Here is a 15,397-nt window from a genome sequence, read left to right as displayed (position 1 = left end):
ATATCTCAACCATAGCAAAGACATGACAGAAGCAACGACAACGCCATTCGACAGCACTCCCCGCGTCGCCCTCGTCACGGGCGCCGCGCGCCGGCTCGGCCGCGCCATCGCCCTGGGCCTGGCGCGCGACGGCTGGGATATCGCCGTGCATTACCGCGACTCGCGCGAGGAAGCGCTCAGTCTGGTGGCGGAAATCGCCGCGCTGGGCCGCCGCGCGCACGCGTTCCCCTGCGACCTGGCGCAGGAAGACGCCGTGCGCCAGCTGTTGCCGCAGGCGCAGGCGGCGCTGGGGCCCGTTACTTGTGTGGTCAACAACGCATCGTTGTTTGAATACGACAATGCGGGCGATTTTTCCTTCACCGCGCTCGACGCCCACATGCACGCCAACCTGGCCGCCCCCATCCTGCTGGCGCAGGCGCTGTACCAGGCCACCCCGGCAGGCGGGCAAGCCGTGGTCATCAACTTGCTGGATCAAAAACTGTACAATCTCAATCCTGATTTTTTGTCGTACACCCTGTCCAAGGCGGCGCTGTTGTCGGCGACCACCATGCTGGCCCAGGCGCTGGCGCCGAAAGTGCGCGTGGTGGGCATCGCCCCCGGCATCACCATGGTTTCCGGCGAGCAGACGCAAGCGAACTTTGCCAAGGCGCATGAAAACACGCCGCTGGGACGCTCCAGCACGCCAGAAGATGTGGCCGACAGCGTCTGTTACGTGGCCGGCGCGCGCGCGCTGACGGGCACGACCCTGCTGGTCGATGGCGGCCAGCATTTGATCGGTTTGCCGCGCGACGTCATGTTTTTGACCAAATAATCAGCAGCCACACCAAACAACCAGCATTCCAGCATTCCAGCATTCCCTAAAAGGTAAAACTATGTCGTCCGCCCTGTTCCACCCTCGCCTGGCCGATTGCCGCCGCCTGTTCCTGCGCAATTACGAAGTCCTCATCAACATCGGCGTCTACGACTTCGAGAAAAAGGGCGAGCAGCGCGTCCTCATCAACGTCGACCTGTACATTCCCCTGGCCCTGTCGACGCCCAAGGATGACCAGCTGGAAGAAGTGGTCGATTACGACTTCATGCGCGAAACCATCGCCAAACGCATGGCGCAAGGCCACGTGCAGCTGCAGGAAAGCCTGGTCGACGACGTGCTGGCCGCCATGCTGGCGCACCCGCGCGTGCGCGCCGCGCGCGTATCAAGCATGAAACCGGACGTGTATCCCGACTGCGAAGGCGTGGGCGTGGAAGTATTCAAGATCAAGGATGAAGCATGAGCAATATGAACGACACCGCAGTCATGGAAACGACGACAACGGCCGTGGAATTCCCGGCCAACGTGGAAGCGCAGAAACTGGCGCGCAAGAAGGCGGAAAAGATCGCCCTGGAAAACAACAAGCTGCACAAGCGTTTGTGCCGCCTGGTGGGGCAAGCCATCGGCGATTTTAATATGATCGAAGACGGCGACAAGGTGATGGTCTGCCTGTCCGGCGGCAAGGATAGCTACGCGCTGCTGGACATTTTGATGACCTTGCGCGAACGCGCGCCGATTCACTTCGACATCGTCGCCGTCAACCTGGACCAGAAACAGCCGAACTTCCCGCCGGAAATCCTGCCCGCCTACCTGACGGAACTGGGCGTGGCCTTCCACATCGAAAACCAGGATACCTACAGCATCGTCAAGCGTTTGATCCCGGAAGGCAAAACCACCTGCTCACTGTGCTCGCGCCTGCGCCGCGGCATCCTGTACCGCGTGGCCGACGAGCTGGGCGCCAACAAGATCGCCCTGGGCCACCACCGCGATGACATCCTGGAAACGTTCTTCCTGAACATGTTCTTCGGTGGCAAACTGAAAGGCATGCCGGCCAAGCTGCAATCGGACGACGGCAAGCACATCGTCATCCGCCCGATGGCCTACGTGAAGGAAGAAGACACGCAGCGCTATGCGGAAGTCAAAGGCTTCCCCATCATTCCATGCGACCTGTGCGGTTCGCAGGAAAATCTGCAGCGCAAGCAGATCAAGGGCCTGATGCGCGAATGGGACAAGAAATTCCCCGGCCGCGTGGAAAGCATCTTCTCGGCCCTGTCGAACGTGGCGCCATCGCACTTGATGGATCCGAAACTGTTCGGCTTCAAGGATTTGCAAGCGGACGGCGTGGCCAGCCCCATGGGCGACATCGCCTTCGATGAAGAGCCGTGCTCGACGCCGACCACGTTCGGCACCATCGCGCTGCAACAAGCCTGACCGTGCGCACGCCGCGCGACTACTGGATCGCGCAGTGCGCCGGCTGGGGCGCGCTGGCGGCGCTGGGCGTGTACGCCTCCTGGGGCGGCGGCTACACAGACCAGGTGCTGTGGTTCTCGGTGGCCAAGGTCTTTTGCGCGCTGACGGGCCTGGGCCTGTCGCACGGCTGGCGCAACCACCTGCGGCGCCATGGCTGGATCAAGGGAGCGCAAGACAGATTGCCGCTGGCGCGCATCGGCGCCGGCCTGCTGCTGCTCAGCGTGCTGCAAACGGGCGCCGTGCTGCTGGCCGAGCTGCTGTTCCGCAACGGCGCCCTGCTGCAGGACCGCGCCGAACTGCCGGCCACCGTGGCGATCCTGACGGTGATCTGGTATATCGTGTTCGCGCTGTGGACGCTGCTGTACACCCTGGCGCTGGCGCGCCGCCACGCCACGCGGCTGGCGTTCGACAAGCTGCAGCTGGAAATCCATGTCAAGGACGCCGAATTGCGCGCCTTGCAGGCGCAAGTCAATCCCCACTTTTTCTTCAACAGCATGAACAGCATCCGCGCGCTGATGTTCCAGGACGTGCAGGCGGCCGCGCGCGCCATGAACCAGCTGGCCGCCATGATGCGCCACAATCTGCAGACGGGCTTGTCCGGCACGGTACGGCTCGACGCCGAGCTGGCCGCGCTGCAAGCCTATCTCGGCATGGAAAAGCTGCGCTTTGAAGAGCGGCTGCAACTGAGCCAGGATATCGACCCCGGCCTCGAGGCCGTGGCACTGCCGCCGATGCTGCTGCAAACCCTGGTCGAAAACGCCATCAAGCATGGCGTCGAGCGCAGCACCGGCCCCTGCGCCGTGCGCATCGAGGCGCGCCGCGCCGATGACACGGTGCTGCTGCGCGTGGCGAACCAGGGCAAGCTGGCAGCCGACAGCGGCTCGACGCGCGTGGGCCTGGCCAATGCCGGCCAGCGCCTGCATCTGCTGTTTGGCGCGGGCGCCACCTGCCGCCTGGCCGAACACGATGGCTGGGTCATCGCCACCGTCACACTACCCCGGGAGAAGACATGCGCGTGATGATCATCGACGATGAACGGCTGGCGCGCGACGAGTTGCGCCGCCTGCTGCTCGAGCATCCATGGGTCAGCGTGGTCGGCGAAGCGGCCAATGTGCAGGAAGGCTTGCAGCAGATCGCGGCGCTGGCGCCGGAGCTGGTGTTCCTCGACGTGCACATGCCCGATGGCAGCGGCTTCGATCTGCTGGCGGCGCTCGCGCAAGCGCCGGCCGTGATCTTCACCACGGCCTACGACCGCTATGCGCTGCGCGCCTTTGACGTCAGCGCCCTCGACTACCTGCTCAAACCCATCGATCCGCCACGCCTGGCGCAAGCGCTCGAAAAGCGCCGGCCCGCGCCCCAGGACGCCGGGGCGGTGGCCGCCGATGGCAAGGTCTTCATCAAGGATGGGGAGCGCTGCTGGTTCGTGGCGCTCGACGATATCGCGCTGTTCGAATCGGAAGGCAATTACACGCGCGTGTATTTCGATAATCACCGTCCGCTGCTGCTGCGCTCACTGGTGCAGCTTGAAGCGCGGCTGGACGCGGCGAAATTCATGCGCGTCAGCCGCAGCCGCATCGTCAACCTCGCCAGCGTGACGGGCATCGCGCCGGCGCCCGCAGGCGGCATGACGCTCACCCTGCACGGCGACCTGCGCGTGGGCATGTCGCGCCGGCGCGCCCTCGTCTTCAGGCAACTCAACCGCCTGTAAGCTGTACGCGCCGGCGGTTGTCCACCGCATTGCGTTCGATCAGCAGCTGCTCCGGGTCCAGCACCGCTTCGCCCGGTGGCGCATCGACCGTCACCGTCACCGCCGCCGATGACGCCCCGCCGGGCAAGCGGTGCTTGCCCCGGTACAGCAGGCGCTGTGGTGCGCCATCGGCATATACCGCCACATCGACCGGTTCATCGTAGACGCGCGGCGTGTCGCGTCCCTTGCCGTCGGCTTCCAGCTTGGCCAGCTGCACTTGCAAGGTCACGTCCCAGCGGCCGTCGGCGCGGCGCAGCGCGCTGGCGCCGGCCAGGCAGTTGTCGTACAGGACGACGCGCTCGAACAGGTCGGTGACCAGCTGCTGTTGCGCCGCCGGCGTTTCGGCGCGGATAAAGGACAGCAGGTCGCGGCTGGTCGCATAGGGCGCGCTGCGATAGCGATGCTGCGTCAGGAAGGCTTTCAGGGCGCGGTTCAAGGCCGCTTCGCCGATTTCGACGCGCAGGCGGTAGAACGCCAGGCTGCCTTTGCGGTACTCGATATACGCCTGGCCCTCGCTGCGAAACAGGGGCAGTTCGCGGCCCTGCTCCCGGCCACGGCCGGCCAGGTAGGCATCGAGGTCGAAGCGCAGGATGCGCCGCACCTTCTCGGCGCCGTAGCGCTGCTCCACCGCCATCAGCGCCGAATACTCGGCCAGCGATTCGGTCAGCATGCCGCTGCCCTGCACGTTGGCGGCGATCAGCTGGTCGCCCCACCACTGGTGCGCCACTTCATGCGCCGTGACATAGAACACATGGTCGACGCCATCGGGGTCGCGCAGGTCGCTGATGAAGCCGAGCGACTCCGAAAACGGAATCAGGCCCGGAAAGCTGCGCGCATACTGCTGGTACAGGGGAAACTCGACGATGCGCAAGTGCCGCTGCGGGTAGGGGCCGAAGTGCGCCGTGTTGTAGGCCAGCGCCTGCTGCGCGCCGGCGATCATGCTGCCGGTATTCCACGCGTGCTTCGCATCGTGATGCACCTCGATCGCCACATCCTGCCATTGCGCGCGCCGCACCTGCCAGCGGCCGGACTGGAAGGCAAAGAAAGGCAGCGCCGGCTGCGCCATGCGGTAACTGAAATAGCGGCGGCCATCCTTTTCCCAGCTGCGCTCCAGCGTGCCCGGCGCGATCGCCACCTGGTCCGCGCTGGTGGAAATGGTGGTCTGGAAGTCGACCAGGTCGCCATAGATGCCCCACTGCTTCCAGTAATTGCTGTAGCGCGCCTGCAGGTCGTCGAGCTTGGGCATGCCATGCGGCGCGCCCAGGCCGCGCTGCCGGCGTTCGCCGCTGTCCGCGATCTCCTGCGACGCGTTGTAGCCCAGGTGCGGGAAATACTGCTCGATGGTGAAATAGCTGCCGTTGTGCTGCACGCCCTCGGGCTGGCCGCTGGCCGTAAAGCCCTGCTGGCGCACGTTGACGAGAAACGCGAGATCGAGCGTCGCGCCCGGCGCCAGCGCCTGCGCCAGTTCGATGATGCGCACGCCATGGCGCGCATCGTCGACCAGCACGCGGTGCGCGGGCAGTGCCTGCCAGGTGGTCTGCGCCGCCGTATCCATCTGCAGGTACAGCGTGCGCAGCGGCGTCGCGCCACGATTCTTCACGCGATAGCGGCCACGTATCGCCGCGCTGCGCTGCGCCGGATACAGGTCGACATTGGCCGCAATGGCCGTGATGCCGGGCTGCGGCAGCGCCAGATACTGGCGGTAGCGCCGCTCATGGTCGGCGCGCGCATCGAGCTGCTGCGCGCCGGACTGATAGTGGTTCAGCACGTGCAGGTTGTAGGCGATCCAGCTGCCGCTGACGGCAAAGCCAGCCAGGCTCAGGGCCAGGGCCCAGCCGCTGGCGCCGTGCAGGCGCCGCACGCCTTGCGACCAGCGCACGCGCCAGCGGGCCGCGCGCCCCGACGGGCGAAAAGCCTGCGCCACCAGCAGCAGCGCCACCGTGCCCAGCGTCCAGTACAGCGCGAACCACAGCCAGCCGGCCAGCAGGCCGCCATAGCCGTTCAAATCCGAGTACACCAGTTCCGGCAGCGAGGCAAAGCGGTACAGCGGATGCTCGAAGCCCAGCGCGGTCAGCAGCGGCTTGAGCATCACCAGCAACAGCGAGAGCGCATACGCGACATATTTCTGGTTGACGATGACCTGCAGCGCCAGCATGGCCAGCGCCATCAGCACGAACCAGGCGGTGTTCATCAGCGTGCCTTGCAGGTACAGCAGCGGTTCCGGGCGCACGCCGCCCTGCAGCAGTTGCACCGCCAGCGCCGCCAGCACGCCGGCGCCCAGGAACACGGCCACCACGGCGGTCAAGGCGCCGCACCTGGCCAGCAGCGGCAGCCAGCCCGGCACGGGCAGGGCATCCGTCAGGTCGGCGATCTTCGCCTGCCGGTCGCGCCATACGAGTTCACCACTGTAGAACATCACGACGATGGCCAGCACAACATTCAGGCTGTCGGCCAGCTCGACCAGCATCAGGCGCGTCAGCGGATACGGCACGCTGTCAAAGCGCAAGCCGCCGACGCTGACATTGGCGATGAAGTTGGCCAGCGCGAGCAACAGCATGACGAGGAAAGGCACGCTTTTCAGCACGCCCAAGGTGTCGAAGCGCAGCACATGCCAGAACTGCCGCCATGCCGTGGCCATGCCAAACTGCGGCGTGACGGGGCGCAGCGCGGGGCCGGTCGCGGCGATGGCAACAGGTGCCGGCTGCGCGCGGGCGGCGCGCCGGAACCAGCTGCGGGCAGCGCCGGCGCGCTGCGGCTTGAACAGCCAGATGGTGGCCGCCAGCAGCGACAGCGACAGCACGCTCCACAGCAGGCGGTTGGCCAGCAGCAGGCCGGCCAGCGGCGGCAGCGCCGTATTCATTTCCGCGCTGGTGAAGTAGCGCGTGGCCAGCGCCAGGGCGCGCACGCCGAACGGGTCCAGCAAGGCCGCCGTCATGGCCAGCGCGGGACGCCCGGCCAGCAGGCCGGAAGCCGCCCACAGCACGAAAAACGCCAGCACGCCCACGTACACGAGCAGCATCGAGCGCCCGGCCACGGCCAGCAGCATCAGCAGCGCGGCGACAAACAGCACATTGGGCACGATAAAGACGGCAAAGCTCCACAGATAGGGCAGCGGCGTGACGGGGTTGAGCCGCTCGGGATCGGCAGCGGAAGTGAGCGAACCGAGCATCATCGCCAGCAGCACCAGCACGAAGACCAGCAGGCAGGCCGCCAGGCCGGCCAGGAAGCGCCCGCCCAGGTAGTCGCGCTTGCGCATCGGCGTGGCGTACAGCAGGTCGGCGATGCCGGCGTCGCTGTCGCGCAGCACGGCGCCGGCGATGAACACGGGCACGAGGAACATGGCGAGCATGCTCAGTACGCCAAGCTGGTTGGCGATCACGGCCGGCGCGTTCAGGTGCACATTGCCGATGCCGCCGCCGAGGCGGAAGGTCGGGCTGCCAGCCGTCAAAAAGGCGCCGGCCATCAGAGGCACCGTCATCAGCCACAGCAAGGGCTGGCGCAACTGGTAGCGCAAATCGAAGCGAAAAAATTCCTGCCACATGGTGTTCTCCTCAGGCAGCGCGCAGTTGCAGAAAGTAGACGTCTTCCAGGTCCGGTTCGACGCGTCGGAAACCGTCATCGGGCTGGCTGTCCGCATACACGTTGATCTGCGTGCGGCCCGCCACCAGTCGGCTCGACAGCACCGTGCAGTGCCGCTGGTACTGCGCCAGTTCGGCATCGCTGACACTGCGGCGCCAGACGCGGTCCTGCAAGGTGGCGATCGCCGCCTGCGGCGCGCCGTCGATCAGCACGCGCCCCTTGGCGATCATGGCCATGCGGGGACACAGATTGGTCACGTCTTCGACGATGTGGGTCGACAGGATCACCACCACGTTGTCGCCGATGCGCGCCAGCAGGTTCAGGAAGCGCTGGCGTTCATCGGGATCCAGGCCGGCGGTCGGTTCGTCGACGATCACCAGGCGCGGCGCGCCCAGCAGCGCCTGGGCGATGCCGAAGCGCTGGCGCATGCCGCCCGAATAGCTGGCGACGGCGCGCTTGCGCACCTCCCACAGATTGGTCAGCTGCAGCAGCGCCTCGACCGCCTCGCGCCGCTCGCCCCGCTGATGCAGTCCCTTCAGGATGGCAAAGTGATTGAGCAGCTCGACCGCGCTGACCCGGGGATAGACGCCAAAATCCTGCGGCAGGTAGCCGAGCTGGCGCCGCAGCGCCGCCTTGTCGCTGGCGACGTCGACGCCATTGAACCGCATGCTGCCGCTGTCGGGATCCTGCAGGGTGGCGATGGTGCGCATCAGCGAGGACTTGCCGGCGCCATTCGGCCCGAGCAGGCCAAACAGACCGGCGGGAATTTCCAGGCTGACGTTATTGATGGCGTGAACGCCGTTGTCGTAGGTTTTGTCGAGCGCTTTGAGCGATAGCATGGCGGGACTCCGGAGTAGAAAGAAGTCCAGCGTAGCGGCGCGCCGCCGGCCACGCCAGCGGCGCCACACGAACGGCGCAATGTGCCAGGCGAACGGTCGAAAAGCGTGACGAACGGCGCGCCAGTGCGTTCCTTCACCGCGACTATTACGCCATCTATGCGCCGCTGGCCGACGGCAAGCGGATGATGACACCACCACCTACGCCAACACTGTGTCGGATTACGCGGCTCCGCCGCTAATCCGGCCTACCGTCTTCCACCTTCTCTGCCGCAAACGCCGCCGCATCGCTCTCGAACATGTCTTCCAGCTCCTCGCGCGCCTGGCGCGTGAGGGACATGACTTTTTGCTGGTCCTGGAAGTGCGGCGCCACTTCCAGCAGGGTTTTCAGGTTATGCCGGCCAAAGATGCCGGCCGCGCGCTGCGCCCGCTCCGCGCTGAAGCCCACCTGCTGCAAGGTCTGCTCGCCCAGCAGCAGGGCCGCCGCGAACGTCTCGCGCTCGATCAGGGTCACACCGCGCTTCATCAATTCATAGTAATGCGTGACGTTGCGCGCGCGCGCCAGTATCGTCAATTCGGGCAGGCGCAGGCGCACCGCGTCGACCAGGGCCAGGCTGTCTTCCACGTTGTCGATGGCGATCACCAGCGCCCTGGCCTTTTCGATGCCGGCCGCCACCAGCAAGTCCACGCGCGTGGCGTCGCCATAAAACACTTTAAAGCCGAACTTGCGCAGCAGGTCGATCTGGTCCGGGTCGTGATCGAGCACCGTCACGCCGATCTTGTTGGCCGCCAGCAGGCGGCCGATGATCTGGCCGAAACGGCCGAAGCCGGCAATGACGATGGGGTTGTCCTGCGCCTCGATATGGTCGTCGGGGCGGCGCTTCTTGTCGCTCTGCAGGCGCGGCGCGACGAATTTGTCGTGCGCCAGCAGCAGCAAGGGCGTGGCCACCATCGACAGGGTCACCACCACGACCAGCAGCGCGGCCGTCTCCGGCGCAAACACGTGCGCGGCCTCGGCGGCGGCAAACACGACGAAGGCGAATTCGCCGCCCTGCGACAGCAGCAGCGCAAAGAACAGCTGCTGGCCGCGGGGAATGTCGACAAACTTCGACAGCACGTACAGCAAGGCGATTTTCACCGCCAGCAGCCCCGCCACCAGGCCCAGGATCAGCAGCGGCTGGGCGCGCAGCACGCCGAAATCGACGGACATGCCGACGGCGATGAAGAACAGGCCCAATAACAGGCCCTTGAACGGCTCCAGGTCGGAAATGAGCTCATGGCGGTATTCGGAATCGGCCAGCAGCACACCCGCCATGAAGGTGCCCAGCGCCATCGACAGGCCCACCGATTCCATCAGCACGCAGATGGCGATCACCAGCAGCAGGGCGAAGGCCGTGAAGATTTCGCGCAAATCCGTCCTGGCGATGAAGCGCAGAATGGGGTTCACAAGGAAGCGCCCGCCGATCACCAGCGCCGCCAGCACGGCGGCCAGCTTGGCCACGCGCAGCCAGCCCGGTTCGCCGCTGTGCGTGACGAGGCCGCCCAAGAGCGGCACCAGCGCGATCATGGGAATGGCGGCGATATCCTGGAACAGCAAAATGGAAAAGCCGGCGGAACCGGCCGGCGTAGTCATCAGCTTGCGTTCGCCCAAGGTGGCCAGCACGATGGCCGTCGACGACAGCGACAGTCCCAGCGCACCGACCAGCGCCGTGCGCCAGTCCACGCCAAAGGCCATGGCCACGGCGCACAAGCCCGCGCTGACGACGCCCACCTGCGCCCCGCCCCAGCCGAAAATCGGCCGGCGCAGCAGCCACAAGCGTTTCGGTTCGAGTTCCAGCCCGATCAGGAACAACAGCAGCACCACGCCGAATTCGGAAAAGCTGAGGATCACCTCGACATTCTTGATCAGGCCCAGGCCCCACGGTCCGATGACGACGCCAGCCACCAGGTAGCCCAGCACGGCGCCCATGCCCAGACGCTTGGCCAGCGGCACCATGATGATGGCGGCGACCAGGTAAAACAGTATGTTGATGAGAAAGCTGTGGTGTTCCATGCGGAGTCCGGTAAAACGTGATTGGAATCGCAATCATGCCTGATTCGCCCCCGGCATGTCCAAATCCATGCCTGAAAGCAGGTTGGCACAGACAGCCAGACGATTGATCTGGCACAGATGGCGCACGTCAAATAGGCGAAAAATCAAGCATGGCAGCCTGAGTGTCCCGGATACCCGGCCGGCCAATCGAGGAGCGGCCATCATGAGAGAACAGTCAGACGGCAACACCGAGTCCAGGTCGGCGCTGGTGGAAGAACGGCCAGCGATGCCTGCCCCGGGCAGCGAGCTATTGGCATTGCTGCGCCAGGCCCACGCGCTGGCCACAATGAAAGATCCGCCGTCACGTTCGATCACCACCAGCCTGATGCTGTTCACCCTGGCCAGGGCCGATGACCTTGTACAGCCATCAATACAGGCGCCGCCCGACGCGCTCTTTTTTAGCCGCGCACTCAAGGAACTGGCCGGTGAGAGCTTGCAGGCGACATGGTCCGGATATTTTTCGTTCCAATACAGCAGTATCAGCGCCCCCTTGGCCAGCGAGACCAGTAAGGACGAGCTTACCTATTCGCTGAATGCCGAAAAATGGCTGAGCAATGCGGCTGTCGCGGCACGCCAGGCCGGTCGCGACAGCGTCACGGTGGGCGACTTGATCAGCGCGCTATGGTCCTTAAAGGAAGGCAAATTCATGTCCTTGCTGCACCAGATGGGCATCGACATGGCACAGCTGCAAGCCGCCTACGAACGGCACCCGCTGGCCAAGGTGGCCCAGCAATCACCCGAAAACGTACTCGACATTCTGGCGCATGACCACCCTTCATTGCTGGACTACATGGAATTTGCGCAATACGCGATCGCGATCGTGGCTTTCCTCACCAGCGACCAAACCCGCGGCTCCATCAGTATCAGCATCCAGGCGCCATGGGGCGCCGGCAAATCTTCGCTGATGCGCCAGATCCAGCATCAGCTCGATCCTCCGAGGCCCGCCGAGCCAGAAAGCGGCACGTTCAAGACGCGCGATGTGCTGCGCTTTCTCGACCGGAAATCCGGGCCCGACAAGCAAGTATTCGTCGACGAAAGCAAGCGCTGGACCGTCTGGTTCAATGCCTGGAAATACGAAAGTTCCGAGCAAGTCTGGGCCGGCCTGGTGGACGCCATCGTCAGTCAGGTCAGCGACCGGCTGAGCCCTGTCGAACGCGAGCTATTCCTGTTGCGCCTGAATCTGTCGCGCATAGACGATGGCGTGGTGCGCAGAAAAATCTATGACCGGGTCGGCACTTTCTGGTGGATCAAGGTGCGCCGCTGGCTGCTGGGCGCCATGGGCCTGATCATCAGTCTGGTGAGCGTGTCGCTCATTCCGCCCGATAGTCTGCCTGCGGCGATCAGGACATGGCTCGATGCCGCTGCCGTGGCCATTCCGACAGCCATCGGCACGCAAATTGCGATTACCGTGTATGCGGTACAGGCCTTCTTCAGCAGTAGAAAAAAGGTAGCGGACGAGCCTGCCAAATTCAGTCTGGCGGAATATGTCCGCGTGCCCGACTATGCCAGGACGGTCGGCATCATGCACCAGATTCACCAGGATTTGCGACGCGTGATGCACTCTCTGCCCCAGCGTCGCACGCAACATGGCGATGGCGCGTCCGTCATCGCGCCCCTGGTCATCTTCATCGATGACCTCGACCGTTGCTCGCCCGGCAAAATTGCCAGCGTCGTCGAGGGTATCAACACGTTCCTGGCAGGCGACCAATCCGAATTCCTGTTTGTGATCGGCATGGATCCGCAGATCGTGGCGGCGGCGCTCGAGCACGCGCACAGGGACATCAAGAAGCAATTGCCCTCCTATGAAAAACTGGTGCCGCTGGGATGGCGCTTCATGGACAAATTCATCCAGCTGGCGTTTACCATTCCGCCCAGCCGGCATTTGAAAAATGGCAAATTTATCGATTATCTGATCGGCTCGGAATCGCAGGCCGGCGCTACCGCGTCGGCAGGATCCGGGGCACAACAGGCTTCCCATGCCGGCGCAGCGGAAGCGCAAACGCATGCCCGGACGAAAAGCGAGGCGCCACAGGACGCCAGTGAGCGGCAGCGCCGCGCCAGCTCGCAATTCATGCGGGATGGCAAAGACGTGCAGACCGTCCTGCGCGGCATCAGCAAAGAGTATGCGTGCGGGCCACGGGAAATCAAGCGCACGCTCAATTTCGTGCGCTTTGTGCTGCTGCTGCGCATTGCACGGATAAGCCATGGCTTGCCGGTGCCGTCGCTGGCGCAATACCAGCGCTGGATCGTGCTATGCATACGCTGGCCGGACATGGCCCTGTGGCTGCAATGGGGTGGCTCGATGCCGCCCCATGCCAGCACCACGCCCAGCATGGATGATGTGGTCTCCAGGCGCTTGTGCTGTCTCGAGGAATGCAGCGCCTTGCCCGACAATGACCGTGAAAAATGGAGCACCAGCGCCGCTATCCGGCTAGGCCTGCCTTCCGGCCAAGTGAGCTGGCTGGAAGATCCCGAGATCTACCATTTTTTTTCGCATGAAACATCGCTGCCAAGGGAAGAGCGCCTGTCCAGCGGCGCGGTGATCGGGTTTTATTAATGTGTCGCGAATGCGCGGTCAGTGCCGGCGATGGGAGGCAGTCACGCCTCTCCAGCAGCATGGCTCAGGGAGCCTTTCCGTCAATCTGCGCGCGCAGTGCCGCCACGTCGACGCGCTTGAGGTAGCTTTCGATGTTCTTCCATACGGCGTGATAGCCGTACCCGCCATTTTTCAGCTCGTCGATCGCCTTCTCGCGCGGCCAGTCCTGGTACAGCATGCGGTACATGGCTGCCATCATGCCCGTGCGGTCGGCGCCGTGCAGGCAATGCAGCAGCACGGGTCCCTGCTGTGCTGCGGCGCGGATGGCGCGCATGGTGTCGATCACGTGCTTGTCGCGGATGGCCCAGGTATTGATGGGAATGCGTACGGCACGGATGCCGCTGCCATCGAGCACCTGCGTATCTGAGTGAAAGGAGCGCAGGCTGATCACCGTCTTCACGCCCAGCGCCTGCAGCTGGGCCACGTCGCTGCTATCGAGCCTGGCGCTGCGGTACAGGACGGGCGTGACCTGGTGCAGGTTCGACACCTGCGGCAGCGGCGTGGCCCACTCGGCATTGCGCTGCGACGGCAGGGGCGCCTGCGCGCCGGCGGAACCGGCCGCCAGGGCCAGGGACAACAGCAGGAGATACGACGAGGGTGGCAAGGTCATGACTTCCTCTTGTATGAAAACCACAGCAGTACGCCGGCCAGCAGCAGCGACACCCAGTAGTCGGTCGGCGCCCACCACAGCCAGTGCTTGTGCCAGGCGATGTGGGCCGGATTGAAGTGCGCCACGCCATAGGCGGGATTGAGCACGAACCACAGATAATCCTCGATGATCCAGAACAGCATGATGCAGCCGATGGCGCGACATTCAAGACGCAGCGACCATTGCGCCAGGAAGATCATGGGGAAATGGAAAAACAGGGCGATAAAGGGAAAGACCCAGGCATGGTAGCCCGTCATCGGACGCCCGCCCCAGAAGATATCGAGCAGCCAATGGCTTTCGATGCGCCAGGTGGGCAGGTTCGCGGCCCAGCCGGCCGCGCCTTCGATCTGGATTTCCACCTGCGCAAAAAATAATCCCAGCAGCGCCACCCAGGCCAGCGTCAGGGCGATCTGCCAGGGTTTTGCTACGGCGCCCGTCATGCCACGCTCTGCGCCAGCACCTGCGTCAACACGTCACAGGCGGCGCGCGGACGGCCCAGGGCCAGCGCCTTTGCGCGCATGGCTTGCAACTGTTCAGGATGTTCAAGCAACAGGCGCACGCGGTATTCCAGGGTGACGGCATCGAATGCCTTCAAGGCCACGCCCTGCTCCAGCAGATAGTCGGCATTGCGCTCTTCCTGGCCGGGTATCGGCGAGTTGACGATCATGGGCAAGCCCAGCGCCAGGCATTCGGACGTGGTCAGGCCGCCCGGCTTGGTGATCACCAGGTCGGCGCACGCCATCAGGCGCTCGACTTCGCTGGTGAAGCCTTGCGCCAGCAGCCGGCCCGGATACTGGCCGGCCAGTGTCTGCAGCGCCACCAGCGCGGCGGCGTTTTTCCCCGCCAGCACGATCAGCTGGAAGTCGCCTGGCAGCGCCAGCAGGCGCGCGGCGACCGTTTCCAGGCTGCCCAGTCCCGCTCCGCCGCCCATCAGCAGGATCGTCGTGCGCCGCGGATCGAGGCCAAACGCCTGCGCGCACTGCACGCGATCGGGCGCCTGCGCGAACGCGGGCATGATGGGGATGCCCGTCACGTGGATGCGCTCGGCGGGGATGCCTTCGTGGCGCATGCGGAACGCCACTTCGTCGGTGGCGGCGAAATAGCCCTGCATCTGCTCGTGCACCCACATGCGGTGCAAGTCGAAATCCGTGACCTGCACCCACACGGGGCAAGCCAGCTGCTGCTGGCGCAGTGCGCGCGACAGCAGTTCGGCCGGCAGGAAATGCGTGCAGAGGATGGCGTCGGGCTGGAAGGCGGCGATCTGCGTCATCAGCGCGCGCGTATTGAGGCGCTCGACGCCGCGGCGCAAGCGCTGCATCGAACTGTCGCGCGGCGCGTCGTGGGTGGCGTGATACAGATAGCCCCACAGCGCGGGCGCCTTGTTGACCAGCTTGATATAGAAATCCGTGTACAGCTTGCGGAAGGCGGGCGTGACGAAATCCATCACGTCGAGATGCAGGGCCAGCGCCGCAGGGCCACCACCGTGGCCATCGCGCGCCGCATATGCCTCGATGGCCTGCGCCGCGCGCATGTGGCCGGCGCCGGCCGAAACGCTCAGGAGTAGAATTTTTTGTGTCATGGAAAACCAATCCGGGGAACAGGTGAGCGCGGACGCGGAAA

At 64.8% G+C, this 15,397-nt stretch carries 12 protein-coding genes; 6 read left to right on the top strand and 6 right to left on the bottom strand.

What is annotated here, in order from left to right; translation table 11 throughout:
* Positions 1-22: 22 nt before the first annotated feature.
* From HWE17_RS01935 to HWE17_RS01915, 5 genes are all read left to right on the top strand, one after another.
* Positions 23-811: an SDR family oxidoreductase gene (locus HWE17_RS01935; protein WP_176387656.1), complete on the top strand. Its 789-nt coding sequence runs from the start codon at positions 23-25 to the stop codon at positions 809-811.
* A 61-nt stretch (positions 812-872) separates the two neighbouring features.
* A complete protein-coding gene (locus HWE17_RS01930; RefSeq protein WP_102297542.1) occupies positions 873-1,271 on the top strand; it encodes a dihydroneopterin aldolase in 399 nt (132 codons plus the stop codon).
* Positions 1,272-1,294: 23 nt separating this feature from the next.
* Positions 1,295-2,239 carry a tRNA 2-thiocytidine(32) synthetase TtcA gene (gene ttcA / locus HWE17_RS01925; RefSeq protein WP_255206089.1) on the top strand — a complete coding sequence of 315 codons (945 nt, stop codon included), beginning with the start codon at positions 1,295-1,297 and terminating at the stop codon, positions 2,237-2,239.
* Positions 2,191-3,297 (top strand): sensor histidine kinase, encoded by a 1,107-nt coding sequence (locus HWE17_RS01920; RefSeq protein WP_369681699.1) that lies wholly within the window; start codon positions 2,191-2,193, stop codon positions 3,295-3,297. The genes ttcA and HWE17_RS01920 overlap by 49 nt, the downstream gene beginning before the upstream one ends.
* Positions 3,288-3,986: a LytTR family DNA-binding domain-containing protein gene (locus HWE17_RS01915; protein WP_176387655.1), complete on the top strand. Its 699-nt coding sequence runs from the start codon at positions 3,288-3,290 to the stop codon at positions 3,984-3,986. Before HWE17_RS01920 ends, HWE17_RS01915 begins: the two co-directional genes overlap by 10 nt.
* Here the strand turns inward: HWE17_RS01915 and HWE17_RS01910 are convergent.
* From HWE17_RS01910 to kefC, 3 genes are all read right to left on the bottom strand, one after another.
* A complete protein-coding gene (locus tag HWE17_RS01910; RefSeq protein ID WP_176387654.1) occupies positions 3,973-7,566 on the bottom strand; it encodes a M1 family aminopeptidase in 3,594 nt (1,197 codons plus the stop codon). The two genes, HWE17_RS01915 and HWE17_RS01910, sit on opposite strands and share 14 nt — an antisense overlap.
* A gap of 10 nt (positions 7,567-7,576) precedes the next feature.
* On the bottom strand, positions 7,577-8,443 hold the full coding sequence (locus HWE17_RS01905) for an ABC transporter ATP-binding protein (RefSeq protein ID WP_099401254.1): 867 nt from the start codon (positions 8,441-8,443) through the stop codon (positions 7,577-7,579).
* A 235-nt stretch (positions 8,444-8,678) separates the two neighbouring features.
* On the bottom strand, positions 8,679-10,493 hold the full coding sequence (kefC, locus tag HWE17_RS01900; RefSeq protein ID WP_176387653.1) for a glutathione-regulated potassium-efflux system protein KefC: 1,815 nt from the start codon (positions 10,491-10,493) through the stop codon (positions 8,679-8,681).
* Between the two features lie 55 nt (positions 10,494-10,548).
* Between kefC and HWE17_RS01895 the strand changes: the two genes are divergently transcribed.
* Positions 10,549-13,089, top strand: a complete 2,541-nt coding sequence (locus HWE17_RS01895; RefSeq protein ID WP_176387652.1) for a P-loop NTPase fold protein — start codon at positions 10,549-10,551, stop codon at positions 13,087-13,089.
* Between the two features lie 64 nt (positions 13,090-13,153).
* Here HWE17_RS01895 and HWE17_RS01890 read toward each other — a convergent pair whose 3' ends face one another.
* Genes HWE17_RS01890 through HWE17_RS01880 form a run of 3 tightly spaced genes read right to left on the bottom strand, consistent with a single transcriptional unit; the run spans position 13,154 to position 15,356 of the window.
* Entirely contained in the window at positions 13,154-13,738 is a 585-nt protein-coding gene (locus HWE17_RS01890) for a tyrosine-protein phosphatase (protein WP_176387651.1), read from the bottom strand.
* On the bottom strand, positions 13,735-14,217 hold the full coding sequence (locus HWE17_RS01885) for a hypothetical protein (RefSeq protein ID WP_035823918.1): 483 nt from the start codon (positions 14,215-14,217) through the stop codon (positions 13,735-13,737). Before HWE17_RS01885 ends, HWE17_RS01890 begins: the two co-directional genes overlap by 4 nt.
* Complete coding sequence (locus HWE17_RS01880; RefSeq protein ID WP_255206080.1) at positions 14,214-15,356, bottom strand: glycosyltransferase; 1,143 nt, start codon at positions 15,354-15,356, stop codon at positions 14,214-14,216. Before HWE17_RS01880 ends, HWE17_RS01885 begins: the two co-directional genes overlap by 4 nt.
* Positions 15,357-15,397: the final 41 nt, after the last annotated feature.

Source organism: Janthinobacterium sp. BJB401, from assembly GCF_013372745.1.
GTDB classification, from domain to species: Bacteria; Pseudomonadota; Gammaproteobacteria; order Burkholderiales; family Burkholderiaceae_D; genus Janthinobacterium; species Janthinobacterium rivuli.
This window is presented reverse-complemented; position numbering and strand designations above follow the sequence as displayed.

Bases quoted from the DNA above. Each gene is read 5' to 3' on its own strand.
- HWE17_RS01935 (WP_176387656.1), top strand. From the start codon at position 23: ATGACAGAAGCAACGACAACGCCATTCGACAGCACTCCCCGCGTCGCC.
- HWE17_RS01930 (WP_102297542.1), top strand. From the start codon at position 873: ATGTCGTCCGCCCTGTTCCACCCTCGCCTGGCCGATTGCCGCCGCCTG.
- ttcA (WP_255206089.1), top strand. From the start codon at position 1,295: ATGGAAACGACGACAACGGCCGTGGAATTCCCGGCCAACGTGGAAGCG.
- HWE17_RS01915 (WP_176387655.1), top strand. From the start codon at position 3,288: ATGCGCGTGATGATCATCGACGATGAACGGCTGGCGCGCGACGAGTTG.
- HWE17_RS01910 (WP_176387654.1), bottom strand. From the start codon at position 7,566: ATGTGGCAGGAATTTTTTCGCTTCGATTTGCGCTACCAGTTGCGCCAG.
- HWE17_RS01905 (WP_099401254.1), bottom strand. From the start codon at position 8,443: ATGCTATCGCTCAAAGCGCTCGACAAAACCTACGACAACGGCGTTCAC.
- kefC (WP_176387653.1), bottom strand. From the start codon at position 10,493: ATGGAACACCACAGCTTTCTCATCAACATACTGTTTTACCTGGTCGCC.
- HWE17_RS01895 (WP_176387652.1), top strand. From the start codon at position 10,549: ATGTCCAAATCCATGCCTGAAAGCAGGTTGGCACAGACAGCCAGACGA.
- HWE17_RS01890 (WP_176387651.1), bottom strand. From the start codon at position 13,738: ATGACCTTGCCACCCTCGTCGTATCTCCTGCTGTTGTCCCTGGCCCTG.
- HWE17_RS01885 (WP_035823918.1), bottom strand. From the start codon at position 14,217: ATGACGGGCGCCGTAGCAAAACCCTGGCAGATCGCCCTGACGCTGGCC.
- HWE17_RS01880 (WP_255206080.1), bottom strand. From the start codon at position 15,356: ATGACACAAAAAATTCTACTCCTGAGCGTTTCGGCCGGCGCCGGCCAC.